The 21,965-nt window shown below is 70.9% G+C and carries 22 protein-coding genes; 14 read left to right on the plus strand and 8 right to left on the minus strand.

Translation table 11 applies throughout. From position 1 onward, the window contains the following. Nucleotides 1-66: 66 nt before the first annotated feature. The gene (locus OG510_RS34095; protein ID WP_406141880.1) at nucleotides 67-1,341 is read left to right on the plus strand and encodes an FAD-dependent oxidoreductase; all 1,275 of its coding nucleotides are present in this window, start codon (nucleotides 67-69) and stop codon (nucleotides 1,339-1,341) included. Between the two features lie 116 nt (nucleotides 1,342-1,457). Continuing rightward, nucleotides 1,458-2,066, plus strand: a complete 609-nt coding sequence (locus OG510_RS34100; protein WP_406141881.1) for a TetR/AcrR family transcriptional regulator — start codon at nucleotides 1,458-1,460, stop codon at nucleotides 2,064-2,066. A 40-nt stretch (nucleotides 2,067-2,106) separates the two neighbouring features. On the opposite strand, the gene OG510_RS34105 is transcribed toward OG510_RS34100, so the two are convergent. The 4 genes from OG510_RS34105 to OG510_RS34120 are packed head-to-tail and all read right to left on the minus strand — an operon-like array spanning nucleotide 2,107 to nucleotide 5,597. Then, nucleotides 2,107-3,030: a LysR family transcriptional regulator gene (locus tag OG510_RS34105; protein ID WP_406141882.1), complete on the minus strand. Its 924-nt coding sequence runs from the start codon at nucleotides 3,028-3,030 to the stop codon at nucleotides 2,107-2,109. 10 nt (nucleotides 3,031-3,040) lie between these two features. Further along, nucleotides 3,041-4,243: an NAD(P)/FAD-dependent oxidoreductase gene (locus OG510_RS34110; protein WP_406141883.1), complete on the minus strand. Its 1,203-nt coding sequence runs from the start codon at nucleotides 4,241-4,243 to the stop codon at nucleotides 3,041-3,043. After that, a complete protein-coding gene (locus tag OG510_RS34115) occupies nucleotides 4,240-4,428 on the minus strand; it encodes a ferredoxin (protein WP_406141884.1) in 189 nt (62 codons plus the stop codon). The genes OG510_RS34110 and OG510_RS34115 overlap by 4 nt, the downstream gene beginning before the upstream one ends. Then, nucleotides 4,425-5,597: a cytochrome P450 gene (locus OG510_RS34120; protein WP_406141885.1), complete on the minus strand. Its 1,173-nt coding sequence runs from the start codon at nucleotides 5,595-5,597 to the stop codon at nucleotides 4,425-4,427. Before OG510_RS34120 ends, OG510_RS34115 begins: the two co-directional genes overlap by 4 nt. A 213-nt stretch (nucleotides 5,598-5,810) precedes the next feature. On the opposite strand from OG510_RS34120, the gene OG510_RS34125 reads away from it, so the two are divergent. From OG510_RS34125 to OG510_RS34155, 7 genes are all read left to right on the plus strand, one after another. After that, a complete protein-coding gene (locus OG510_RS34125) occupies nucleotides 5,811-6,785 on the plus strand; it encodes a phosphotriesterase (RefSeq protein WP_406141886.1) in 975 nt (324 codons plus the stop codon). Between the two features lie 50 nt (nucleotides 6,786-6,835). Further along, nucleotides 6,836-7,792: a phosphotriesterase gene (locus OG510_RS34130; protein WP_406141887.1), complete on the plus strand. Its 957-nt coding sequence runs from the start codon at nucleotides 6,836-6,838 to the stop codon at nucleotides 7,790-7,792. A 59-nt stretch (nucleotides 7,793-7,851) separates the two neighbouring features. After that, the gene (locus OG510_RS34135; protein WP_406141888.1) at nucleotides 7,852-8,967 is read left to right on the plus strand and encodes an FAD-dependent oxidoreductase; all 1,116 of its coding nucleotides are present in this window, start codon (nucleotides 7,852-7,854) and stop codon (nucleotides 8,965-8,967) included. A 4-nt stretch (nucleotides 8,968-8,971) separates the two neighbouring features. Next, the gene (locus OG510_RS34140) at nucleotides 8,972-9,895 is read left to right on the plus strand and encodes an alpha/beta hydrolase (protein WP_406141889.1); all 924 of its coding nucleotides are present in this window, start codon (nucleotides 8,972-8,974) and stop codon (nucleotides 9,893-9,895) included. A 37-nt stretch (nucleotides 9,896-9,932) separates the two neighbouring features. Next, complete coding sequence (locus tag OG510_RS34145) at nucleotides 9,933-10,895, plus strand: MBL fold metallo-hydrolase (RefSeq protein WP_406141890.1); 963 nt, start codon at nucleotides 9,933-9,935, stop codon at nucleotides 10,893-10,895. Continuing rightward, the gene (locus OG510_RS34150) at nucleotides 10,892-12,616 is read left to right on the plus strand and encodes a CocE/NonD family hydrolase (RefSeq protein WP_406141891.1); all 1,725 of its coding nucleotides are present in this window, start codon (nucleotides 10,892-10,894) and stop codon (nucleotides 12,614-12,616) included. Before OG510_RS34145 ends, OG510_RS34150 begins: the two co-directional genes overlap by 4 nt. 97 nt (nucleotides 12,617-12,713) lie before the next feature. Then, a complete protein-coding gene (locus OG510_RS34155) occupies nucleotides 12,714-13,352 on the plus strand; it encodes a DUF998 domain-containing protein (protein WP_406141892.1) in 639 nt (212 codons plus the stop codon). Between the two features lie 28 nt (nucleotides 13,353-13,380). Here OG510_RS34155 and OG510_RS34160 read toward each other — a convergent pair whose 3' ends face one another. Both OG510_RS34160 and OG510_RS34165 read right to left on the minus strand, forming a co-directional pair. Then, nucleotides 13,381-14,088: a DUF2470 domain-containing protein gene (locus tag OG510_RS34160; RefSeq protein ID WP_406141893.1), complete on the minus strand. Its 708-nt coding sequence runs from the start codon at nucleotides 14,086-14,088 to the stop codon at nucleotides 13,381-13,383. Between the two features lie 102 nt (nucleotides 14,089-14,190). Beyond that, nucleotides 14,191-15,495 (minus strand): mannosyltransferase family protein, encoded by a 1,305-nt coding sequence (locus OG510_RS34165; RefSeq protein WP_406141894.1) that lies wholly within the window; start codon nucleotides 15,493-15,495, stop codon nucleotides 14,191-14,193. A 303-nt stretch (nucleotides 15,496-15,798) separates the two neighbouring features. Here OG510_RS34165 and OG510_RS34170 point away from each other — a divergent pair, with 303 nt between their 5' ends. Next, nucleotides 15,799-16,491 carry a hypothetical protein gene (locus tag OG510_RS34170; protein WP_406141895.1) on the plus strand — a complete coding sequence of 231 codons (693 nt, stop codon included), beginning with the start codon at nucleotides 15,799-15,801 and terminating at the stop codon, nucleotides 16,489-16,491. A 96-nt stretch (nucleotides 16,492-16,587) separates the two neighbouring features. On the opposite strand, the gene OG510_RS34175 is transcribed toward OG510_RS34170, so the two are convergent. Beyond that, the gene (locus tag OG510_RS34175; RefSeq protein WP_203600189.1) at nucleotides 16,588-16,800 is read right to left on the minus strand and encodes a hypothetical protein; all 213 of its coding nucleotides are present in this window, start codon (nucleotides 16,798-16,800) and stop codon (nucleotides 16,588-16,590) included. Between the two features lie 209 nt (nucleotides 16,801-17,009). On the opposite strand from OG510_RS34175, the gene OG510_RS34180 reads away from it, so the two are divergent. The 4 genes from OG510_RS34180 to OG510_RS34195 all read left to right on the plus strand — a co-directional run bounded on the left by OG510_RS34180 (nucleotide 17,010) and on the right by OG510_RS34195 (nucleotide 21,530). Then, the gene (locus tag OG510_RS34180) at nucleotides 17,010-17,564 is read left to right on the plus strand and encodes a YceI family protein (protein WP_406141896.1); all 555 of its coding nucleotides are present in this window, start codon (nucleotides 17,010-17,012) and stop codon (nucleotides 17,562-17,564) included. A gap of 133 nt (nucleotides 17,565-17,697) precedes the next feature. Continuing rightward, nucleotides 17,698-18,822, plus strand: a complete 1,125-nt coding sequence (locus OG510_RS34185) for a PP2C family protein-serine/threonine phosphatase (RefSeq protein WP_406141897.1) — start codon at nucleotides 17,698-17,700, stop codon at nucleotides 18,820-18,822. Nucleotides 18,823-18,983: 161 nt separating this feature from the next. Then, the gene (locus tag OG510_RS34190) at nucleotides 18,984-20,039 is read left to right on the plus strand and encodes a chitinase (protein WP_406141898.1); all 1,056 of its coding nucleotides are present in this window, start codon (nucleotides 18,984-18,986) and stop codon (nucleotides 20,037-20,039) included. Nucleotides 20,040-20,165: 126 nt separating this feature from the next. Beyond that, nucleotides 20,166-21,530, plus strand: coding sequence for an erythromycin esterase family protein (locus OG510_RS34195; protein ID WP_406141899.1), 1,365 nt, complete (start codon nucleotides 20,166-20,168; stop codon nucleotides 21,528-21,530). Nucleotides 21,531-21,631: 101 nt separating this feature from the next. Here OG510_RS34195 and OG510_RS34200 read toward each other — a convergent pair whose 3' ends face one another. Next, entirely contained in the window at nucleotides 21,632-21,961 is a 330-nt protein-coding gene (locus tag OG510_RS34200) for a hypothetical protein (protein WP_406141900.1), read from the minus strand. Nucleotides 21,962-21,965: the final 4 nt, after the last annotated feature.

Genomic DNA, 21,965 nt, shown 5'->3' on the forward strand with positions numbered 1-21,965 from the left:
GCGGCGAACCCCGCCCCACGCCCCCGCGCGCCCCACCACTTCTGTGACGTGAGAAAGAGACGGACCATGACCCCTGCGCCCCCTCCCGCCGGCGACACACCCGACGTGCTCATCGTCGGAGGAGGCATCGGCGGCCTCAGCTCCGCGTTCGCCCTCGCCCGTGAGGGGCTGCGCGTGCGCGTCCTCGAACGGGCCGCGGAGTTCGGCGAGGTCGGCGCCGGCCTCCAGATCGCGCCCAACTGCACCCGCATCCTCGACGAGTACGGCCTCCTCGACGAGGCCAAGGAGCTGGGCGTGCTCCCGGAGCACATGGTGATGCGCGACGCCATCGACGCCGAGGAGCTGACCCGGCTCGACCTGCGGGACGTGGAAAGGCGCTACGGATTCCCGTACCTGGTGATCCACCGCAGCGACCTGCACGGCATCTTCCTGCGCGCCTGCCGGCGGGCCGGTGTGGAGCTGCTGACCGACCGGAGCGTCACCGACTACGAGCACACCGGGAACGGCGCCAGGGTCCGCCTGGCGGACGGCACGGCCGAGGAGGCACCGGTGGTCATCGCCGCCGACGGCCTGCACTCGGCGGCCCGCCGCGAACTGGTCGGCGACGACGTGGTCAGCTCCGACTACGTCGCCTACCGCGCGGCCGTCCCCATCGAGAAGGTGCGGGACAACGGCGTCGCCGAGCAGGACGTCACCGTGTACGTCGGGCCGCGCTGCCACTTCGTGCAGTACGCCCTGCGCGGCGGCGACATGTTCAACCAGGTCGCCGTGTTCGAGTCGCCGAAGGCGCTGGCGGGGCAGGACGACTGGGGCACCCCGGACGAGCTGGACGCGGCCTTCGCGGCCACCTGCGACACCGTACGCAAGGGCATCCCGCTCATGTGGCGGGACCGCTGGTGGCAGATGCTCGACCGGGACCCGGTCGAGACCTGGGTGCACGGCAGGATCGCGCTGCTCGGCGACGCCGCCCATCCGCCGCTGCAGTACATGGCGCAGGGCGCGATCATGGCGATCGAGGACGGCTGGGTCCTCGCCCGGCACGTCGCCCGCCAGTCGTCCGCCGGGGACGCCGCGGCCCTGGACTGGGACGCCGTACTCGCCTCCTACGAAGCGGTCCGCGTCGAACACTGCCGCCGGGTGCAGTCCACCGCCCGTGCCTGGGGCGACCTCTGGCACCTGGACGGCGAGAAGCGGCTGCGGCGCAACGCGGTCATGCGCGCGCGGGACACCCACGACTACGGCTTCACCGACTGGGTGTACGGGCCGACCGCGCTGCTCCCGGACGAGGAGCCCGCGATGTTCACCCCGATACCGCTGTCCACGGTTCCGCTGACCTCGTAGCGGTTCCGCAGTCCTCGTAGCGCCGCCGTTTTACGGTGTGTCCGGAATCAGTACTATGCGTACCGTATGGAGCCGGTGTGTGTGCTCGGTGTACAGGGGCGCGTTAGAATCGGGCCATGGCGAACCTTCGTGAGGCACAGAAGCGGATGACCCGTCGTCTGCTGCTGGAGTCGGGACTTGAACTGTTCAAGACGAAGGGGTACGCCGCCACCACGGTCGATGACATCGCGACCGCGGCGGGCACCACGCGGGTGACCTTCTACGCCTACTTCCCCTCCCGCAGCGAACTGATGAAGGCGCTCATCGACGAGCAGCTCAACGAGGCGCTGCAGCGCGTCGGTTCGCCCGAGCACGGCTCCACGGCGCAGGGCCTCGTCGCCACGATCGCCGAGGGGACGCCGGAGGCGATCACGGCCTGGCTGCGGCGGACCGCCGACAGCTGGCCGGCCATCCACCCCATCATCAAGGTCGGCCGCGACGCGGCGGTGGTCGATCCGGAACTCACCGGCCTGGTCGAGCGATGGATGGAGGAGGCCGTCGGCGACATCGAGGACGGACTGACGACGGCCGGGCGGTTCGAGCCGTATCAGCGCCACTTCCGCGGCGTTCTGGCGATGGCCCAGCTCGACTTCGTCGCCCAGAACTGGGACCGGACCGACTGGAAGCTCACACGGGACCAGATGCTCGACGAGCTGGGTGCCAGCTGGGCGGGGCTGCTGACCTGACCCGGCCTGTTCGGGTCCCGGCTTCCGGTCCAGGCCCTGGTCAGAGCTTTGTCGCGGCGTCGAACAGCAGCGCCCGCAGCCACTCCATGAAGGACTGGTCGGCCAGCCTGGGGTTCCAGACCATGTCGATCCCGAGCCCGGGAAGCGGGAACGGGAACTCCTCGATGCGGACATCCGCGAGCGTCCGCATGGCGGCGGCCACCCGGTACCGCAGGAGTGCCACACCGCCCGCGCGTGCGACCAGGAACGGCACCAGCAGGAAGTCGGAGATCAACTGGCCGACGCGGTAGGGGATCCCCTCGTCCTCCAGGACCGAGTAGGGGAAGACACGCCGTTCGGTGTCCACCACGATGTGCGGCTGGGTGCTGAGGAGTTCGAGCGCGCTCGCCTCCGGTGGGGTGTCCGGGGCGGCCACCACCACACAGCGGTCGTTGTACAGGCGCTCGCGCGGGTAGGGCGAGAAGTGCCCCTCCGAGATCAGTACGACGTCGACGCCCTGGTCGGTGAACGTGGCCTCGGTCGGCACCGTGATCGTCCGCACGCGCAGTGTGGCGTGCGGAGCGCGCTCGGCGATGAGCCGCGTCAGCAGGGGGCCGATGACGAACGCCGTGCTGTTCGTCATGGCGATCGTGATGACGCGCCGGTCCGTCGCGGGGTCGAAGTGCGGGAAGTCCATGATGTGCGCCGTCTGCTGCAGGGCACTGCGCAGCGGCGCGATCAGCTCCAGCGCACGCGGGGTCAGCGTGACACCCGTACCCTGCCGGACGACGAGGTCGTCGCCCAGCAGACGCCGCATTCTGGTGAGGGCGTGGCTCATCGCGGGCTGCGACAGGCCGACCCGTTCCGCCGCCCTGGTCACCGAGCGCTCCTCCAGGAGCGCGAGAAGAGGCACCAGCAGGTTGAGGTTGACCGACGCCAGCCGGTACAGCCCAGGGCCCGTGGTGCCCTCTTCGTCGTCGCCCATGGAGCAGACCTTACGCAGCGGCCCGGGTCATACGACGCAGCCGGGGGACCGGGATCCGGTAGTTGAGCGCCACCGCGGCACCGGCGCCGGCAACATCACCGGTACCACTATCAGAACCAGCACCTGCACCGGTCTCGGGCGCCCAGCGCATCAGCGCCGGTCCGCCGCCGGGTTCCCCGTCCACGTACACCGGTTCCCCCTCCGGCGGCAGAGCGCCGACCGCCTTGAGGCTCAGTCCGAACTGCTCGGTCCAGAAGTACGGCTGGAACCGGAGCGGGGGTGCGTCCTCGCCGTGGACGAGCGCCCTGGCAGCGGTCTTCGCCTGCTCGATCGCACTGCTCCACAGGGGAACACGGCGCAGTCCGCCCGCGGCCGGGAAGGCCGCGAGGTCCCCGACGGCCGCGATATCGGGGCGGACCAGCCCCCGTGAGTCGACCGGGACGGCGCCCTTCGGTACGAGTCCCGTACCCGCGAGAAGTCCGGTGCCCGCGAGCCACTCCGTGTTGGGGATGTCCCCGACGGCGCTGACCAGGACATCCGCATCGAGGACCGCCCCGTCGGCAAGGACCACCCGGGCGCCTTCCGCGTACCGTTCGAGCCGCGCCGACCCCGTCTCCACGATGGTCAGGCCCAGTTCGAGCGCGGCCCCGACGAAGACACCGGCGAGATACGGACCGAGCTGCACGCTCAGCGGCGCCCCCTGGGAGACGAGGGTGACCCGGGAGCCGCCCGCCAGGCACGCCGACGCGATCTCCATTCCGAGCGGGCCTCCGCCGACCACGACCACCGACGGCCGGCCCGCCAGCCGGGTGCGCAGCGACAGCGCGTCATCGAGACCGCGCAGGGTCAGCTCCTCGGGAAGGGCGGACAGCCGCCGGGCCCGGGAGCCGGTGGCGAGGACGAGGCCGTCGTACGGCAGTTCCGTACCGTCGTCGAGAGTGACGAGCCGGCGATCGGGGCGGAGCCCGGTCGCCCGGACACCCAGACGTTCCGTCGCTCCGTGGCCGGCCGGCGGAAGTTCGTGTGACGCCGTGTCACCGCCGTCGAGCAGAAGTGCCTTCGACAGCGCCGGGCGGCTGTACGCCGGGTGGGGTTCGTCGCCGACGATGGTGAGTTCGCCGTCGAAGCCGGTCTCACGGAGCGTATCGGCCGCGGTGAGTCCGGCTATGCCGTTGCCGACAACGACGACGCGCTCCAGCGTCCGGGTGCTCATACGATCCTCAGCGCCGCGACCGGGCACACCCGGACAGCGGCGTGGGCCGCGGCGGCGTCGGCATCGCCGACCTGCTCGCTGTCGAGCACCAGCTCGCCCTCGTCGTCGAGATGCATGAGCCGAGGGGCCGCCTCCTCGCACAGGCCGTGGCCCTCACAGCGGGGGCGGTCGAGAACGATCTTCATGCGGGGATCACTTCCAGGACGGGGAGCTGCTCGATGCTCCGGGTGATGTTGCCGGGAACACGGACGCCGGGCCCGACCACGAGGCGCTTCACGCGCCGGGACAGCGCCTCGATCACGGCGTGCGCCTCCAGCCGGGCGAGCCCCTGGCCGGCGCAGCCGTGCGGGCCGTAGCCGAACGACAGATGGTCGACCGGATTGCGCCCGACCAGGAAGTCGTCCGGATTCTCGTAGTGCCGGGGGTCGCGGTTGCCGGCGCCGAACAGGATCGCGATCTGCGCGCCCGCGGGGATGACGGCACCGTCGATGTCGATGTCCCTGGTGGCGCGGCGGCCCCAGGCGTGGACAGGTGCCCAGAAGCGCAGCACCTCGTTGAAGGCCGCCGGTACCAGCGACGGGTCCTCGCGTACCAGGTCGAGCTGGTCGGGGTGCGCGCCGAAGAGGGCGACGGTGTTGCCGATCGCCGCCACGGTGGTGTCGACACCGGCACCGAGGTACTGGTGGATGATCTGCCCGGCCGTGCCCGGCGGAACGGCGCCCCGCGCCTCGGCGTCGAAGATGCCGCGGCCCACCGACCCTTCGGCCAGATCGGCGGCCCTGACCCGGGAGCACCACTCGTACAGCTCGCCCGCGACCGGGAAGCTCTCGGCCGTGCGCTGGTTCATCGGGCCGATGACCTGCATGGCGGCCTGCCCCCAGCGCAGCATGCTGTCGCGCACATGGCCGGTGAAGCCGATGAGGTCGGCGACGACCTCCAGCGGGAAGGCCCGGGCGAGGGCGTCGATCGCGTCGAAGGTGCCCTGGTCGACGAGGTCGGCGACGAGAGCGTCCGCCTTCGTCTCGATGCGCCCCTTCAGACCGCGCAGCGCCCGGGGCGACAGGTTCTCGGCGAGTGTGGCCCGCAGTTGGGTGTGCAGCGGTGGATCGGAGGCGAGCGAGGTGCCGCTGAGCGCCTCGTTGACCGCGGTGTTGAACCCGATGGAGGTCGAGGAGTACGCCTCCCAGTCCGCGAGCGCGTCACGGATGACGTCGTAGCGCGTCAGCGCGTGGACGTCGTTCCCGCGGAGGTGGACGACGGGGCCCTGTTCCCGCAGTTCGGCGTAGACGGGGTACGGGTCGAGCACGACCTCGTCGGCGAAAAGGTCGACGTCTGAGGCAGGTGGGGTGGTCATGCCCCCAGTGAAGTGGCCGTTTCTTGGATCCAGCAAGTGAATGATTCACATGTCGTCACATGCAGATGATGCATGATCCACGGGAACGAACGGACTAGCCGTCCATTGTTTTCTCTCGGCGTTCGTTTCATTGACATGCTGTAAAGCGAAAGGCTACCGTGATCACGGCCACCAGGGTGCGGTGCACCCCTACCCGGACACGTGAGGGCAGGCATGAGCGTCAAGAGCAACACCGTGAATACCGTGCTGGGCCCGCTGCCGGCCGAAGAGCTGGGCATCGTCTCGGTCCATGAGGCACTGCTGTCGGTGGTTCCGGGCGCGGAGCACGCCTTCGACATCACCATCGACCGCGCGGAGATCTTCGAGACCCTCGCAGCGAAGCTGGCGGACTTCCGCGCCCACGGCGGCGGCACGATCGTCGACAGCACCGGCATGTTCCACGGCCGGGACGTCCGGCTGTACGAAGCCCTCTCCCGTACGACCGGCGTACACATCGTCGCCTCGACGGGCCAGGGGCCCGAGGAGCTGCTCGGCGGCTACTTCCTCACCCCGCAGACCGACCCGCCGGCCCCGTGGCCGGCCGAGAAGTTCGCCGACCTCTTCACCAAGGAGGTCACCGAAGGCATGGTGGTCCCCCGCGTGGAGCGCAGGGGAGCCGCCGGTCTGGTGGCGACCGCCGCGACCGCGGACGGCATGACGGCGACCGACGAGAGCCTCTTCCGCGGTGCGGCCAGGACCGCCCTCGGCACCGGCGTCGCCGTCTCCGTCCGCTTCGGGAGCGACGCTGTCCACGACCTCGATGTCGTCCTCGACGAGAAGCTGCCGGCCGACCGCGTCGTCGTCGGCGGACTCGACCGCAAGGACGCCGTCGCCGTCGGCGCGCCCCTGGAGATCGCCCGCCGCGGCGCCTATGCCGCGCTCGACCACGTGGGCGTCGAGGACGAGGACCACCTCACCGACGCCGGGCGCGCCGCCCTGGTCGCCGACCTCGTACAGGCCGGTTTCGGCAACCGGATCCTGCTCTCCAGCCGCGCGACCGGGGTCGCGAAGGGCCACCCCGGCAACGACGTGCCGTACAGCTACGTCCTGACCGGCTTCGTCCCGCTCCTGACGGCACAGGGCGTCAGCGACGAGGACGTGCGGCGGATTCTCGTGGACAACGCGCGCGACCTGCTGTCGGTGCGCTGAGAGCGCCCGCCCGAACGACCGTCAAGTCTCTTTCTCCGAAGGTGAGTGCTGTGTCGAGAGTGAACACCGTCCTGGGGCCGGTCCCCGCCGACGAGCTGGGGTTCGTGGCCATCCACGAGCACATCGGCTACGGGATGCCCGGCTCCGAGCTGGACACCAAGTGGTGGAAGGACCCCGAGCAGCGGTACGAGGAGACCGTCCCGAAGCTGCGCGGGTTCCACGAGTACGGCGGCGGCACCTTCGTCGACGCGACCGGGATCTGCAACGGCCGTGACGTCGACTACTACAAGTCGCTGTCGGCCAAGACCGGCGTCCACATCGTCGCCTGCACGGGCTTCGTCGGCGGCGACACCGCACTGCCGCACTTCGCCCGCGCGAGCGTGGACTACCTCACCCGGCAGTTCGTCCACGAGATCACCGTGGGCATCGGCGGCACCGGCAGCCTCGCCGGTGTCATCAAGGTCGGGGTGAGCCGCGGCGGCCGGATGACGGACCTGGACAAGCGCATCTACCGCGCCGCCGCCCGCGCCTCACTGACCACGGGTGTGCCGCTCCTGACCCACCTCGCGATCGACGCCGAGAACGCGATCGCGATCTTCAACGACGAGGGACTGCCCCTCGACCGCGTCCTGTTCGGGCATGTGGACGACGGTGTGAACGCCGACAAGACCCGCGACGTGTGGATCGCCGAACAGGGCGGCCGTATCGGCTTCGACACCTTCGGCTACGAGACCGAGCTGCCCGACCCGCCCTTCTGGGCCCGCCCGCGCAGGGAGCGGCTCGACCACTTCCTCCGGTTCATCGGCGAAGGCCGGCTGACGCGGGTCCTCGCCTCCGCGGACGCCAACTGCAGCCCGCTGGGCTGGCCCGGTGTGAAGGGCCACACCGTCAACTACCTCTTCGAGGACCTCATCCCGGACCTCCGCGCCGCCGGCCTCGACGAGGCCGCGATCAAGACGATCTTCGTCGACAACCCGGCCGGCTTCCTGACCATCCAGAAGCCCTGACCACCCAGAAGCCCTGACCACCCAGAAGCCCTGACCCCCCAGAAGCAGAGAGAACCACCATGCAGCTCTCAGACCTGAAGAACCTGAAGATCGCCGTCGTCGGGGCGGGATACGGCGGCGCGGCGGCGGCCAAGGCACTGAGCCTGCTCGGCGCGGACGTCAACGTCTACGAACAGGCCGCCCGGATCCGGGAGGCGGGCGCCGGCATCGGTCTGCGCCCCTCCACCATGAACCGGTTCCGCGAGTGGGGGATCTTCGACGCGATCGCCGGCGTGAGCTCGCCCAGCGAGTGCTTCCGGATCCTCACGCCCACCGGCGGCCCGATCATGAAAGAGGCGTGGCCGGTCTCCGGCGAGCAGACCCACACCCACCTGATCCACCGCGGCGACTTCATCGACGCGCTCCTGGGTGTGCTCCCCGAAGGCATGGTGCACCTCGGTCACAGGCTGGAGAGCGTCCAGGACAAGGGCGACAGCGCCGTCCTCACCTTCGCCGGCGGCGAGAGCGCCGAGGCCGACCTGGTCATCGGTGCCGACGGCATCAAGTCGGTGGTGCGCCGACAGCTGTTCAGCGACAAGGGCCCGGTGTTCTCCGGCGAGCACGCCTACCGCGCGGTCATCTCCGTCGACGATGCCTACGGGATGGTCGTCGACGACGACCTCCGGATGTACATCGGCAGGGGCACGAAGATCTATCTGCTGCCGCTGCGCCACCGCGACCAGGTCTCGTTCGACATCACCGCCCTGTGCCCGGACGGCACGTGGACGCCGCAGGTCACCAAGGACGACCTCCTGGCGACGGTGGAGGGCTTCGACGAGCGCCTCGTGGACATCACGCGCAACCTCGACATGGACACCGTGAACATCCGCGCCGTCTACGACATCGACCCGGTCGGCACCTGGCACTCGGACTCCGTCGTCCTCCTGGGGGACGCGGCCCACTCGATGCTGCACCACCAGGGCCAGGGCGCCAACTCGGCTGTCGAGGACGCCGGGGCGCTCGCCGACGCCCTGCGCGAAGCGGCATCCGTGCCGGAGGCACTGGCCCTGTTCCAGGCCACCCGCAAGCCCGTGACCGACAAGCTGCAGGCGATCTCGCGTCAGGGCTGGGCCGAGGACGAGATCGACGAGGTCTTCCCCGGGCAGAAGCCCGCGGCCGCCGCTGCGAAGGACTGACACCGTGACACTGCACCCCGAGATCGCCACGTTCATCGCCGGTCTGCCGACCCCGCCCGACGGCCCGCTCGACCCGGTCGCCATGCGGGCGGGGGAGGAGGCACACGTCCCGCCCCTCGACGAGCGGCTCCCGCTGCACGCGGTCGACGACGTGACGGCGCGGACCGCATCGGGCGAAGTGCCGGTACGGATCTACACCCCGGCCGAGGCCGAAAGCCACGGCGTACTGGTCTACTTCCACGGCGGCGCCTTCTTCCTCGGCAGCCTGGAGACCCACGACCACGTCGCACGCTCGCTGGCGAAGGAGACCGGCCTCAAGGTCATATCCGTCGGCTACCGCCGGGCACCCGAGGCCGCCTACCCGGCCGGTCTCGACGACTGCTACGCGGTGGTGCGCTGGGCCGCCGACAAGAACAACGGCCTGTCCTGGGACGGTACGACCCTCGCCATCGCGGGCGACAGCTCCGGCGGCACCTTCGTCGCAGCGGTCGCGGCGAAGGCGCACGACGACGGGTTCGGCCGGATCACGCAGCAAGTCCTCTACTACCCCTCGCTCGACCTGGACTTCGACACCGCCCGCTACGCCTCGCTGCGCGAGAACGCCGTGGGCTACGGCATGGAGACGGCGGGGCTGAAGCCCTTCAACGCCTTCTACACCGACAGCGGCGCCGATCCCGCGGACCCGCTCGTCTCGCCGCTCAAGCGGGCGGACCTCACCGGGCTGCCGCCGGCCCTCGTCGTCACCGCCGAGCACGACCCGCTCCGCGACGAGGGCGAGCTCTACGGCCACCGGCTCCGGGAGGCCGGCGTGGAGGCGACGGTGCGCCGGTACGAGGGCGCGGGCCACGGCTTCGTCCAGCACTTCTCCTGGATCCCCGAGTACCACCAGGTCTTCGCCGAGACACGCGACTTCCTCAGCCGCCGCTGACCCGGCCGACCCCACGTACGAGTTCGGAAAGAGAGCCATGACGCACGCAGTCAACGTCCACCCCCTGGTCTCGCCGTGGGGTCGGTTCGGTCTCTACAGCTTCTACATCGACGCGCCCGAACCGGCCGTCGTCGACACGGGGATCGCCTCGTCGCCCGCCGAGGGGATGGCTCCCGCGCTGGAGGCGATCGGGCGGCGCATCGAGGACGTGCGCTGGATCCTGCTGACCCACGGTCACATCGACCACATCGGCGGGGCGCACGCCCTGTGGGAACTCACCGGCCGGCGCGCCCAGGTGGTGATCCACGAGGCCGACGCGCCGATGCTCCGCGCACGGCGGGCCCACGTCGACGAGTACCTCGCCGGGCGTGGCCAGTACCTGGGCGACCCCGAGGGCGAGGCGAAGGTGACGGCCGCCACGAACGCCGTGATCTCCGGTGAGATGGAGCCCACCCTGCTCGTCAGCGGCGGCGAGACCCTCTCGCTCGGCGGCGACGTCACCGTCTCGGTGCACTCGATCCCCGGCCACACACCCGGATCGGTCGCCTACGCCATCGACGGCCGGCGCTCGGTGTTCGTCGGCGACGCCGTACAGGTTCACGGGGCCGCCAACGGCTTCCCCGGCTACACGGACCCGGTCGCCTACCGCGCCGGTCTGCGGTACGTGCGTGACGAACTCCGTCCGCAGCACCTGTATCTCGGCCACCCCTACCGCCGCGCCGACGGCACTCCGTACGGCGTCGAACTCGACGCCGCGCAGGCCCAGGAGGCACTCTCCCAGAGCCTCGAAGCCGAGGGCCGTGTCTCCGCGGCCGCCTGCGGCTGTCTGGAGGCCGGTCTGCGCGAGACGGACTCGCCGTACTCCCCGTTCGCCCCCGCCGCCGATGACCTCGGCTACGCCGGCGACCCCACGCTGGAGCCTTCGCCGTTCTTCACCTCGCTGCACGGCTACCGCACGCAGCACAACCAGCCTCGTAGTACAGGAGCTTCGCACTCATGACTGACTTCCAGACGATCCAGGCGGGCGGCCGGAAGATCGCCGTCGGCAAGGATTTCCGGGTGCCGATGCGTGACGGTGCCATGCTGGCGGCCGACACCTACAGCGGCGTGGACGACAGACCGCGTCCGGCGCTGGTGGCGCTCAGCCCGTACGGCAAGGAACTCCAGGCCCTCGCGCTCACCACACCGCCGCAGCGCCGCCCCAGCCCGATGTGGGACGGCTGCATCGAGGCCGGTGACATCGCGCGCGTCGTCGCTGAGGACTATGTCCACGTCATCGGTGACCTGCGCGGGTCCGGTGCGTCCGAGGGCGAGCACATCGGCAACTACAACGCCGGTGGAGTCCCGCTCGGCCAGGACGCGTACGACTTCATCGAGTGGGTCGCGGCGCAGCCGTGGTGCGACGGGAACGTCGGCATGATCGGCATCTCGTACTTCGGCTCGATGCAGGTCCTGGCGGCCGCCGAGCGGCCACCGAGCCTCAAGGCGATCTTCGTCAGCGGCGGCCACTTCGACTTCTACGAGACCACGTACCACGGCGGCGTCATGTGGTTCATGCCGCGCGCCGCCCGTGAGGGCCGCGGCGGCGACTCCGGCTGGGCCTTCACCGACGGCGTCAAGTCCCGCATGCTGGAGACCTGCTCCCCGCAGGAGATCCAGGAGCGTGTCGCCGAGCGCCTGAAGGACCCGGACGTGGCCGCCTGGCCCAACCTGTTCCACGTCCTGAACTACCCGAAGAACCACGAGGCATGGTTCGACATCGTGATGAACGAGGTCGACGGCGAGTGGTACGAGGAGCGCAACCCGGTCACCCTGGCGCCCCGCATCGACATCCCCGTATGGCTCCAGATCGACCAGGGCCGCGGCTGGACGATGGACGGCACCATCGAGCTCTACCACGCGCTGAAAGGCCCGAAGAAGCTCGACATCGGCCCCTACCCGCCCATGCAGTCGCGCCCCTTCGTCGAGGAGCACGACAAGATGTTCCGCTGGTACGAGTACTGGCTCAAGGGCGTCGACAACGGGGTCATGGACGAGCTGGCCGTCACCGTGCACGTCGAGGGGTCACGCGAGACCGTCACCGGCGCCCAGTGGCCGCCGAAGGACGTCGAACACAAGCCGCTCTATCTGCGCCCGCGCCGCACGCTCTCCCGTGAACCCGAGCTGATGGGCGCCGAGCACGCCGCACCCGACGGCTTCTACCAGGCGCCGCTGACGGTGACCGACAAGGTGGAGATCCTCAGCTGGAGCACCGCCCCGTTCACCGGGCCCACCGAGATGATCGGCCAGGGCGCGGCGCACATCTTCGCGGAGATCGACCAGCCCGACACGAACTTCATCGTGCGCATCTGGGACGAGGCGCCGAACGGCGGCCGTCAGCTCATCACCACCGCCTACCTCAAGGCATCGCACCGCGAACTCGACGAGGAGCGCACCACGGAGGGCGACCCCCACCACCCGCACACGCGTGCGGTGCCGGTCGAGCCGGGGAGGATCGAGGAGTACGTGCTGCGCGTCTACCCGTTCGGGGTGACGTTCCTGCCGGGGCACAAGCTGGTCATGGAGCTCTCCAACGCGGAGCCGCTCGCCGACGAGCACAACGCCCTGCTGCCGCCGGACGCCTTCCACCTGCCTGTGGGGCGCCCGGTCACCCACAAGATCTACCGCGACGCCGCGCACCCCTCCCGGCTCGTGCTGCCGTTCACGAAGGCCACGGGGTGAGGTGACCCGGCGGTACGAGCCGGCCCGCTGCTCCGCCTGAAGCCGCTTCCCGCGTGTGATCCGGCGACCGCGGAGTGGGGCATCTTATGGTGATGCAATGCGACTTGTACCCTGGTGGGCCTTGCTCTCGTCCGGGTGTGCCCCTGTGCTGCTGCTCGGAGGCTGGAACGTCGCGGAGATGATGCAGGGGCCCGGTTACGACCCCAGGACCCGCACGATCAGTGTCCTCGCCGCGTACGGCATGCCCGGGTACGGAGTGATGACGGGGATGCTGCTCGTCCTCGGGGCCTGTTATGTCGCCACGGCCGTCGGGCTGCGTACCGCCACGGTCCTCGGCCGGGCCGCGCTCGCCGGGGGCGGTATCTCCGCGATGCTGCTGACACTGGTACCCGCACCTCCCACGGGCGGATCGTTCGGCCACGGGGCCGTGGTGACCGTGGGGTTCGGGCTGCTGGCCGTCTGGCCGGTACTGGCCGTCGACCGCGGCGGGAACGCGCCGTGGGCGCTGCGCGCGGGCGTGGTCCATGACGGGGGTGCGTCGTGGGGCCTGCGGCAGGGCGTGACCATCGGGGCCACCGCCGCGATGGGGGTCTGCGCGGTCTGGTTCCTCGTCGGACTCCAGCTGCACTGGCTGCCGGGAATCGCCGAGCGTGTCCTGACCTTCGCCCAGGCGCTGTGGCCCTTCCTGGTCGTGGTCTCGTGCTGGTCGCGGCAGGTCAGCCCGGAACAGCCGTAGTCCGGGCCGACCGGGCCCCGGCCCGTCGTCAGGTGAGCAGCTGATTGCGGTGCGAGGCGCGCCGCGCGGCGGACAGCAGGGAGTGGATCTGGGGGCCTGCCTGGTCGATCCGGGCCACGGGCTTCGGGAACGGCAGACGTACGTCACGGTGGCTGCCCGGGTACTCCAGACGCAGGGTCAGGCCGTAGCGGTCCATCGCCAGCGGGAGGACACGCACCATGCCCTTGTGCGGCTGTGGCTGCGCGAGGCGCAGGAGGAGGGGGATCAGTTCGCCGTGGCCGTCCACGAGGTGGGTCAGCATCGCCGCTTCTCGGGTGGCGATCGGATCGGGGTCCGTCGTGCGCAGTTCGGCGTGGGTGACGAAGGCCCGGCCGTTGTGGTCGTCGATGACCGCCTGGCCGAACTCCATGCAGGTGCTCGCGGTCGACTCCGTGCTGTACTCGGCCAGCAGCAGACCCGTCACCGTGACACGGGCGCGCATCCGGTCCCGTACCGGCGTGGGCGCGATGTCGGTGAGTTCGAGCCGCACCGGGACGCGGGTGCCCGGGTGCCCGGGGCTGGCCTCGGGCGGTGCGTGCAGGTGGATGTGGCCCATCGCGCTCGTACCGTCGAGGCGGTGCACCTCGATGGGGTCGTGGCCGTCGCTCACCACCGTCATGGAGTGGGCTGCGGTCAGGATCGACAGCACGCGTTCGGCGGGTGTCGGGTGCGTGACACGGGAGTTGAAAGGACGCATCCAAGTTCTCCAGAGGAGCGGCGGGTAGACCTCACTGCATCTACTTAGGCATGCCTAACCTAACTCATGGTTCGCGGTTCGGGTAGTCGGCCGTGCGCCCGTTCACCCCGCCCAGCGGCCCGACAGAAAGGTCAGCGCGACGGCGGTCGTCACGGGAGCGGCGAGGCCGAGACAGAGGGTCTTGAACCCCGGCCTGCGCAGGCTCCACCCGGCCAGGGTGATCCACAGCGGCCACCACAGAAGGGTGGAGCGGGGGATGGACACGTACCAGTACGAGGTGCCCAGTGCCCACAGGGTGAGGCCGATGTACAGGGCCTCGGCCCAGCGGCGCTGCCTGACCAGCAGAACGAGGAGGGCGAGTCCGGCGACCATGGCCAGGAGTTCGGCCTGGAACATGACGGCGTAACCGGTGGTCTGGGCATGGGTGAACGCGGCGTGCCAGGTGTTGGACCAGGCGGCCCAGGGGGTGTGGAACGTGCGGTTCCAGCCCTCCTCCTCGGCGTGCTTCCAGGCCATCCAGTCGCCGGTGTGGGCGTGGAGGTAGCCGCTGTAGAGGACCACGGGCACGGCGGGCAGGGCGAGCCAGGGGAGTTGGCGCCAGTGCCGGCCGGCCCGGGCGGTCAGTAGGAAGTGCAGTGCGACGGCGGCTGCGAGGAAGAGGCCGTTCACCCGGACCACGGTGGCCAGGGCGGTCAGGGCGGTCGCGAGCGGCCAGTTGCGCCGCTGGGCGGCGAGCCAGGCGGGCAGGGCGAAGGCGAGGAAGAGCGCCTCCGTGTAGCCGGCGGCCAGGAATATCGCACACGGCGAGAGCAGCAGGAACATCACGGAGCGCCGGCCCGCCCCGTGGTCGGGCAGATGCAGCCGGGTGATCCGGGAGAGTGCCAGGACGGCAACGGCCCCGGCGACGAAGGAGATCAGCAGACCGGCCGCGGTCCAGTCCGTGACGACGGTGTGCACCGCCCGCAGGGCGAGCGGGAAACCGGGCAGGAACGCCTCCCGGTGATCCAGGGTGCGGTGCAGGAGTTCGCCCTGGCCGGGGAAGTAACCGTCGCGGGCTATGTGCAGATAGTGGTCCCAGTCCCACTGCTGGAAGGGCGCGAGCAGCGGGCCCGCGTCACGGGAGTCGTGGTCGGCGGGGAAGAGCCAGCGGACGCAGTACGCCGTGGTCCAGACGCCCATGCGGGTCGTCAGATACAGCCACAGCACCTGCCGGTCGGCGGGGCTCACCCGCAGCAGGAGCGCGCGGAGTGCGGCCGCCCGCGGGTTGGGCCCCGGCTCGGCTCCTTGCCCGCTGATTCTGTCCCGCCCGGCTCCGCTCTCCGCTGTGTGCGGCCGCAGGTCCGGTGCTCCGGATGACCGTACGGATCCGGGTGTGCGCTCACGCAGCCCGGACGGCAAGAACGGCATGGGACTCTCCTGGTGTGGGGGTGTACCGGGACGACCGGTGTCACCCGCGGTTCCTGCGTCTTTCGCTCTCCTTGGAATACGCCCGGGGCCGGGCATCCGGCTGACACCTGACACCGGGAAACACACGTGATGATCGTCACGGAACCCCGTGCCCCGAACTCGCGTCAGGGCGGCGGCTGTGCTTGATGCCCCGGCAGCGCGCCCCGGCGAAGCGCCCGTTGGGGCTTTCCAGGGCGTGGCCAATCCACCACCGCGTCAGCTCCGAATGTCTGCCGTCAGTCCGCAGACGCCGGAGGAACACCGATGAGCACCCCGCACCCCACCGAGTCCGACGGCTCCGCGGACGGTCAGGTCCGCCGGGCCGAGTCCGCTGAGCAGGCACTGGCACGCCATATCGCCCGGGCCGCACGGGCCGCGGCCCGCGCCGCCGCCTACGGAGAGGTCCAGGTCAGGGACGGCACCGGGCGTACGGCCGCGGACGCCGCCGGGGAAGCCGCGAGCAGCACCACGGCGGGGCAGGCGGCCCTGCTCGCCCGGGACACGGCGCAACTCGCCCTCGGGACCGCCGTCAACAACACGTCAGGCCGGCGCGACGCGTTCGCGGCCACCGCCAAGGACGCGGCCCGGGCGGCCCAGGACGCGGTGGACGGCGGCCCCGACGGGCTGGATCTGGTCGCGAACGTCCTGGCGGACGGGTACGAGGCGCTGGCCGGCGCGGCGCTCAGCGGTGCCGGCGCGCCGCTCCCGACCGGGGAGGAGGAAGCCGCCATCCACCGGGGCGAGGGCGAGCCGTACGACGCCGTCTATGTCCACCCGGAGGACTCGGCGGGCTACACGGAGCGGACCCGGGTCCGTCAGCCCAAGGACGGACGGTCCTACTGCCCCAGGCCCTTTCTGCTCTCCGAGGACGCCAGGCGCGCGTCCCCGACGGGCGAGCTGTTCGCACCCGGGGTCGGGCCGCACTGGCGGATCGCCTGGCGCCCGCTGTTCCCCTGAGCGGGACGCGGCCGGCGGATGGGCGGTACGGCGCCGGGGCGCCGAGCGGTACGGCGTCCGCGGCTGAGCGGTACGGGCCCGCGGCGCGGCGCCGGGTCAGGCCGCCGCGTACTGGTGGGCGCGCCCGCCCCGCCACTTCACCCATGCCTCGTCGTCCAGCAGGGTGTCCGCGTCCAGCAGGCCGGCCCGCCGCAGGAACTCGACGACGTCCGCGTCCTCATGGGCCAGACCCGCGATCTCTCCCTGGATCGTCACCCGTCGTCCTCCGCTCGCGGAGGGCGGATGCACCACTATCGGTGTGCTGTCCATGACCTCAGAGTGCGTCCGGCCGCCAATTCCGGCACCCCGGGGCCGGGCCGTACGCCCGTCGAAGGGGCCAGGAAGCGGGCATTCGGGTGCTTCACGCCCCTTGGCCCATCGGGGTGACCGGAGCGGGCACGAGGGCGCGGCCCGGCCGCCGTACCGTCCGGTCTGTCTAGCGTGAGGTGCCCTTCTCACGCGACCCCCTGGAGTACGTCATGACGATGCCCGCTCTCACCGACCTGACCGGTACCTACGCGCTCGACCCGGCGCACACCCGTATCGGGTTCGTGGCCAGGCACGCGATGATCACCAAGGTCCGCGGCTCGTTCGGCGAGTTCGACGGCACGCTCCAGCTGGACGGTGCGGACCCGTCCAGGTCACGCGTCGCGGTCACGATCAAGACCGAGAGCATCGACACGGGCAATGAGCAGCGCGACGTCCACCTGCGGACCAACGACTTTCTCGACGCCCCCGCCTACCCGCGGATCACCTTCACGTCGACCGGGGTCGAGCAGCTGGACGACAGCCGCTTCCGGCTGTCCGGCGACCTGACGATCAAGGACACCAGCAAGCCGATCAGCATCGACTTCGAGTTCACCGGCACCGCCCAGGACCCCTTCGGCAACCAGCGGGTGGGGTTCGAGGGCGAGGTCGCCATCAGCCGCAAGGAGTACGGCATGACGTGGAACGCCGCACTCGAAGGAGGCGGCGTACTCGTCGGCGACCGGGTGGTGCTGGAGTTCGACGTCTCGGCGATCAAGCAGGGCTGAGCGGCGGCCGGGGGAGTCCGGGCCCCGGCGAGCACCGGCCGCCACAGCTCCAGGGCCGCACCGGCCCCGGCCGTCCCGGGCGTGCGCCGTCCGTCCGAAGCGCGGGCGCGGGCCCGGTGAGGTAGGCAGAGGTATGAGTTCGCTGCGCTTTCTGTCCTCGCTCCAGGAGCCGCGACGGCATCCGAAAGCGCTCATGGTGGTGCCGTTCGCCCTGATCACCGCGGTGACGGTGGTGGACCTGCTGACCCCGCCCGCCGTGCATGTCGGGCCCTTCCTGGTGGCGGCGCCGGCCGTGACGGCGTCGTTCGCCGGTCCCCGCAGCACCGCGTTCGTCGGCGCGGTCGCCCTCGCGGCCGACGCGTTCGTGGCCGGCACCCGGGCCAGCGTCACCGACCTCAACCACACCTACCAGCTCGCCGCACTCTTCCTGATCTCGGTCTTCGTCACCTTCTTCGCGTATCTGAGAGCGCGCCACGAACGCGAGATGACGCATCTGCGCTGGGTGGCCCGCGCGGTGCAGCGCGTGGTGATGAGGCCGCTGCCCGAGCGGGCCGGGCCGCTGCGGATCGCCTCGGTCTATCTGGCCGCTGAGCGGGAGGCGCAGCTCGGCGGTGATCTGTACGCGCTCACGCGCACGGCGGCCGGCACCCGCGTGATCATCGGTGATGTACGCGGCAAGGGGCTCGACGCGATGGGCGAGGCCGCCGGTGTCCTCGGCGCCTTCCGGGCGCTGGCCCACCGCGATCCGGAGCTCTCCCGAGCCGTGGACCAGCTGGAGGCCGGTATCGCCTCCGACCGGAGCGATCCGCTCGACGCGGAGGGCGACCGCGAGGACAGCGGGGAAACCTTCGTCACCGCGGCCGTGCTGGACATCCCGGACGCGGGCCCGGAACTCCGGCTGGTGAGCCGGGGCCACCCGCCGCCGCTGGTCGTGCGCGCGGGCCTGGTGGACACGCTCGCGGTGCGGGAGCCCGCCCCGCCCCTGGGACTCGGTCAGCTCATCGGCGGCGTGTTCGCCGCGGAGACGTTCACCTTCGGCGTGGGCGATGTCCTGCTTCTCTACACCGACGGGGTCATCGAGGCCCGGGACGCCGCGGGCCGGTTCTATCCGCTGCCCGACCGGATCGCCTCCTGGGGCACCGGCGGTCCCGAGGCGCTGCTCCAGCGCCTCTGCGCCGACCTGTTGCGCCACGCCGGAGGCAGCCTGGGCGACGACGCGGCGATGGTCGCCATCGAACGGCTCCCGGCCGAGGGGTGAGCTGCCGGGCTGCCGCCCGTACCGCTGACACGGTTTGGTCCAGACCTATTGACCGCAGGTCTGGACCACTTTAAATTGACAGGTCCGTGACATCCCAGGCTTCGCGGCAGGTGCGTGACCCGCACGCCCCGTCCGTGTGCCGGGCCAGGAAGGGACACGCCATGATCCGTCGGACGGCACGTCTTCTGGGAGCCGGTCTCGCGACGGCTGCCGTCGTTCAGCTGCTGGTCGCCGCCGCGCCCGGCACCGCGCAGGCCGCGGACACCTGCGCGGTCAAGTCGAAGCCCGCGGGCAAGGTGCTCCAGGGGTACTGGGAGAACTGGGACGGGGCCGCCAACGGTGTGCATCCGCCGCTCGGCTGGATCCCGATCACCGACTCCCGTATCCCCGCCCACGGTTACAACGTGATCAACGCGGCCTTCCCGGTCATCCGCTCGGACGGCACCGCCCTGTGGGAGGACGGGATGGACTCGACGGTGAAGGTCCCGACCCCGGCCGAGATGTGCCAGGCGAAAGCCTCCGGCCTCACCACGCTCATGTCCATCGGCGGCGCGACCGCGGGCATCGACCTCAGTTCCACCGCGGTCGCCGACCGCTTCGTCGACACCGTGGTGCCCCTCCTGCAGAAGTACAACTTCGACGGCATCGACATCGACATCGAGACCGGTCTGAGCGGCAGCGGCGACATCAACCAGCTCTCGGCCTCCCAGTCCAACCTCATCCGCATCATCGACGGCATTCTCGCCCGGATGCCGTCGAACTTCGGTCTGACGATGGCCCCCGAGACGGCATACGTCACCGGCGGCAGCGTCACCTACGGCTCGATCTGGGGCGCGTATCTGCCCATCGTGAAGAAGTACGCGGACAACGGCCGGCTCTGGTGGCTGAACATGCAGTACTACAACGGCAGCATGTACGGCTGCTCCGGCGACTCGTACGAGGCCGGGACGGTCGAAGGCTTCACCGCGCAGACGGACTGCCTGAACAAGGGGCTCACGGTCCAGGGCACCACGGTCAAGGTCCCCTACGACAAGCAGGTGCCCGGGCTGCCCGCCCAGCCCGGCGCGGGCGGCGGCTATCTGCCGACCGCGCAGGTCGCACAGGCGTGGAACACCTACGGCGACGGCCTCAAGGGGCTGATGACCTGGTCGCTCAACTGGGACGGCGCCAAGGACTGGACGTTCGGCGACAACGTCAAGTCCCTCCAGGGCCGCTGACGCCCGACGGGGACCGCCCGCCCGTACGCAGAGCCCTGCCCGGGGTCCGGAGCGCTGGACTCCGCGTCCCGGGCGGCGTCAGACTGGGTGGTACTCGGCACGATGTCTGTGCGGAAGGGAACGGCCATGGCCTCCAGGCTGTCCGACACCAGGACCCGGGCCCGGGCGGACCCGGTCCGTGCGAGCGCACGGCCCCTGACCGGCCTCCAGTCCTTCGACCCGCTTCTGGAGCGGATCGGCGACGCACGGTATGTGCTGCTGGGGGAGGCGTCCCACGGCAGCACCGACTACTACCGGTGGCGGGCGGCGCTGACGCGCCGGCTCATCGAGGAGAAGGGCTTCTCCTTCGTCGCGGTGGAGGGCGACTGGCCGGACTGCCAGGCCGTGCACCGCTCGGTCACCGCGGCGCCTGACGCCCCCGACGACCCGCTCGACGTACTGATGGAGTTCGCCCGCTGGCCGACGTGGATGTGGGCCAACACCAACGTCCTCCGCTTCACCCGGTGGCTGCGCGCGTACAACGTCGGCCTGCCGCGGGGAAGTTCACCCGTGGGCTTCTTCGGCCTCGACGTCTACTCCCTGTGGGAGTCGCTGGACGCGGTCATCGGCTACCTCGACGCACACGCCCCGGCCGAGCTGCCGCGCGCGCTGGACGCCCACCGCTGCTTCGAGCCGTACGCCGAGGACCCGCGGTGCTACGCGAGCGCCACCCGGTTCGCGCCCTCGGGGTGCGAACCGGAGGTGCGCGCCCTGCTGACGCGGATGCGTCACTTCACGGAGGGGGCCGAGGCGCCCGGCGGCAGCTTCGCGCGGTTCAACGCACGGCAGAACGCCGAGGTGCTGGCCGGCGCCGAACGCTACTACCGGACCATGGCGGGCGGCGGCCCGCACGCGGGGAACGAGTCCTGGAACATCCGTGACCACCACATGGCCGACACCCTCGACCGGCTCATGGAACACCACGGCCCCGATGCGAAGGCCGTGGTGTGGGCGCACAACACCCATGTCGGCGACGCACGGGCCACCGACATGACCGCGGCCGGACTGGTCAGTCTCGGCCGGCTCGTCCGCGAGGAGCACGCCGCTGAAGGCGTCGTCCTGGTCGGATTCGGCTCGTACGACGGCACGGTGATCGCCGCCGGCCACTGGGGGGACCCCCCGGGCATGATCCGGGTACCTCCGGCGCGTACGGGCAGCGTGGAGGAGCTGCTGCACCGGGCACTCCCCGGAGACGCCGCCCTGTTCGTCTTCCCGGAGGGCGTCCACCACGAACTGCGCGCCGGGGCCGACTGGTTCGACGAGGAGCGGGACCACCGCGCCATCGGAGTGGCCTACCGGCCGGATGCCGAACGGCGGGGGAACTACGTCCCCACCGTGCTCGGCGAACGCTACGACGCCTTTGTCTTCCTCGACCGCAGTCAGGCCCTCACCCCGCTCCACGGGGCGCCGCCCGGCACCGGCGAGGAGGAGACATGGCCCACCGGGATGTGACGGGGCCGGATCCGCCGGAGTGGTTCGATCCGGAGTGGTTCGATCCGGAGGGGTGGAAGCCGGAGCGGTGTGAGCCGGAGTGGTGAACTCCCGCCGCTCCGCTACAGGTCGACGGTGGTCCCGCCGTCCGCTCCCGCTGTGTAGCGGCGGGTCAGGACGCGTTCTCGCAAGTGCTCGACATAGAGCGAGACCTTGATCTCCAGGGGGAAGTCCGGGGGCCAGATCCGGCGGACGTAGTGGAAGCGGAGGCCGCCGTAGGAGAAGGCCGTTTCGGCGTGTACCTCCTCGCCCTTCTCCACCAGCGCGAAGCGCTCCAGGTGCCCGCCCGTCAGGCCGGCGACGCTTCCCGGCACGAAGAGTCCGGCGATTTCCCCGTGCGCGAGGACGCGGAAGCGCTGCACGTAGGCGTCCCGTGTCTCCTCGGCCTCCATGGCC

Origin of the sequence: Streptomyces sp. NBC_01089 (assembly GCF_045162975.1) — a bacterium.
In the GTDB taxonomy this organism is placed as follows: Bacteria; Actinomycetota; Actinomycetes; order Streptomycetales; family Streptomycetaceae; genus Streptomyces.

What these genes read in the sequence shown, in the direction of transcription:
- OG510_RS34095 (WP_406141880.1), top strand. Translation starts at nt 67, where the DNA reads ATGACCCCTGCGCCCCCTCCCGCCGGCGACACACCCGACGTGCTCATC.
- OG510_RS34100 (WP_406141881.1), top strand. Translation starts at nt 1,458, where the DNA reads ATGGCGAACCTTCGTGAGGCACAGAAGCGGATGACCCGTCGTCTGCTG.
- OG510_RS34105 (WP_406141882.1), bottom strand. Translation starts at nt 3,030, where the DNA reads ATGGGCGACGACGAAGAGGGCACCACGGGCCCTGGGCTGTACCGGCTG.
- OG510_RS34110 (WP_406141883.1), bottom strand. Translation starts at nt 4,243, where the DNA reads ATGAGCACCCGGACGCTGGAGCGCGTCGTCGTTGTCGGCAACGGCATA.
- OG510_RS34115 (WP_406141884.1), bottom strand. Translation starts at nt 4,428, where the DNA reads ATGAAGATCGTTCTCGACCGCCCCCGCTGTGAGGGCCACGGCCTGTGC.
- OG510_RS34120 (WP_406141885.1), bottom strand. Translation starts at nt 5,597, where the DNA reads ATGACCACCCCACCTGCCTCAGACGTCGACCTTTTCGCCGACGAGGTC.
- OG510_RS34125 (WP_406141886.1), top strand. Translation starts at nt 5,811, where the DNA reads ATGAGCGTCAAGAGCAACACCGTGAATACCGTGCTGGGCCCGCTGCCG.
- OG510_RS34135 (WP_406141888.1), top strand. Translation starts at nt 7,852, where the DNA reads ATGCAGCTCTCAGACCTGAAGAACCTGAAGATCGCCGTCGTCGGGGCG.
- OG510_RS34145 (WP_406141890.1), top strand. Translation starts at nt 9,933, where the DNA reads ATGACGCACGCAGTCAACGTCCACCCCCTGGTCTCGCCGTGGGGTCGG.
- OG510_RS34150 (WP_406141891.1), top strand. Translation starts at nt 10,892, where the DNA reads ATGACTGACTTCCAGACGATCCAGGCGGGCGGCCGGAAGATCGCCGTC.
- OG510_RS34155 (WP_406141892.1), top strand. Translation starts at nt 12,714, where the DNA reads ATGCGACTTGTACCCTGGTGGGCCTTGCTCTCGTCCGGGTGTGCCCCT.
- OG510_RS34160 (WP_406141893.1), bottom strand. Translation starts at nt 14,088, where the DNA reads ATGCGTCCTTTCAACTCCCGTGTCACGCACCCGACACCCGCCGAACGC.
- OG510_RS34165 (WP_406141894.1), bottom strand. Translation starts at nt 15,495, where the DNA reads ATGCCGTTCTTGCCGTCCGGGCTGCGTGAGCGCACACCCGGATCCGTA.
- OG510_RS34170 (WP_406141895.1), top strand. Translation starts at nt 15,799, where the DNA reads ATGAGCACCCCGCACCCCACCGAGTCCGACGGCTCCGCGGACGGTCAG.
- OG510_RS34175 (WP_203600189.1), bottom strand. Translation starts at nt 16,800, where the DNA reads ATGGACAGCACACCGATAGTGGTGCATCCGCCCTCCGCGAGCGGAGGA.
- OG510_RS34180 (WP_406141896.1), top strand. Translation starts at nt 17,010, where the DNA reads ATGACGATGCCCGCTCTCACCGACCTGACCGGTACCTACGCGCTCGAC.
- OG510_RS34185 (WP_406141897.1), top strand. Translation starts at nt 17,698, where the DNA reads ATGAGTTCGCTGCGCTTTCTGTCCTCGCTCCAGGAGCCGCGACGGCAT.
- OG510_RS34190 (WP_406141898.1), top strand. Translation starts at nt 18,984, where the DNA reads ATGATCCGTCGGACGGCACGTCTTCTGGGAGCCGGTCTCGCGACGGCT.
- OG510_RS34195 (WP_406141899.1), top strand. Translation starts at nt 20,166, where the DNA reads ATGGCCTCCAGGCTGTCCGACACCAGGACCCGGGCCCGGGCGGACCCG.
- OG510_RS34200 (WP_406141900.1), bottom strand. Translation starts at nt 21,961, where the DNA reads ATGGAGGCCGAGGAGACACGGGACGCCTACGTGCAGCGCTTCCGCGTC.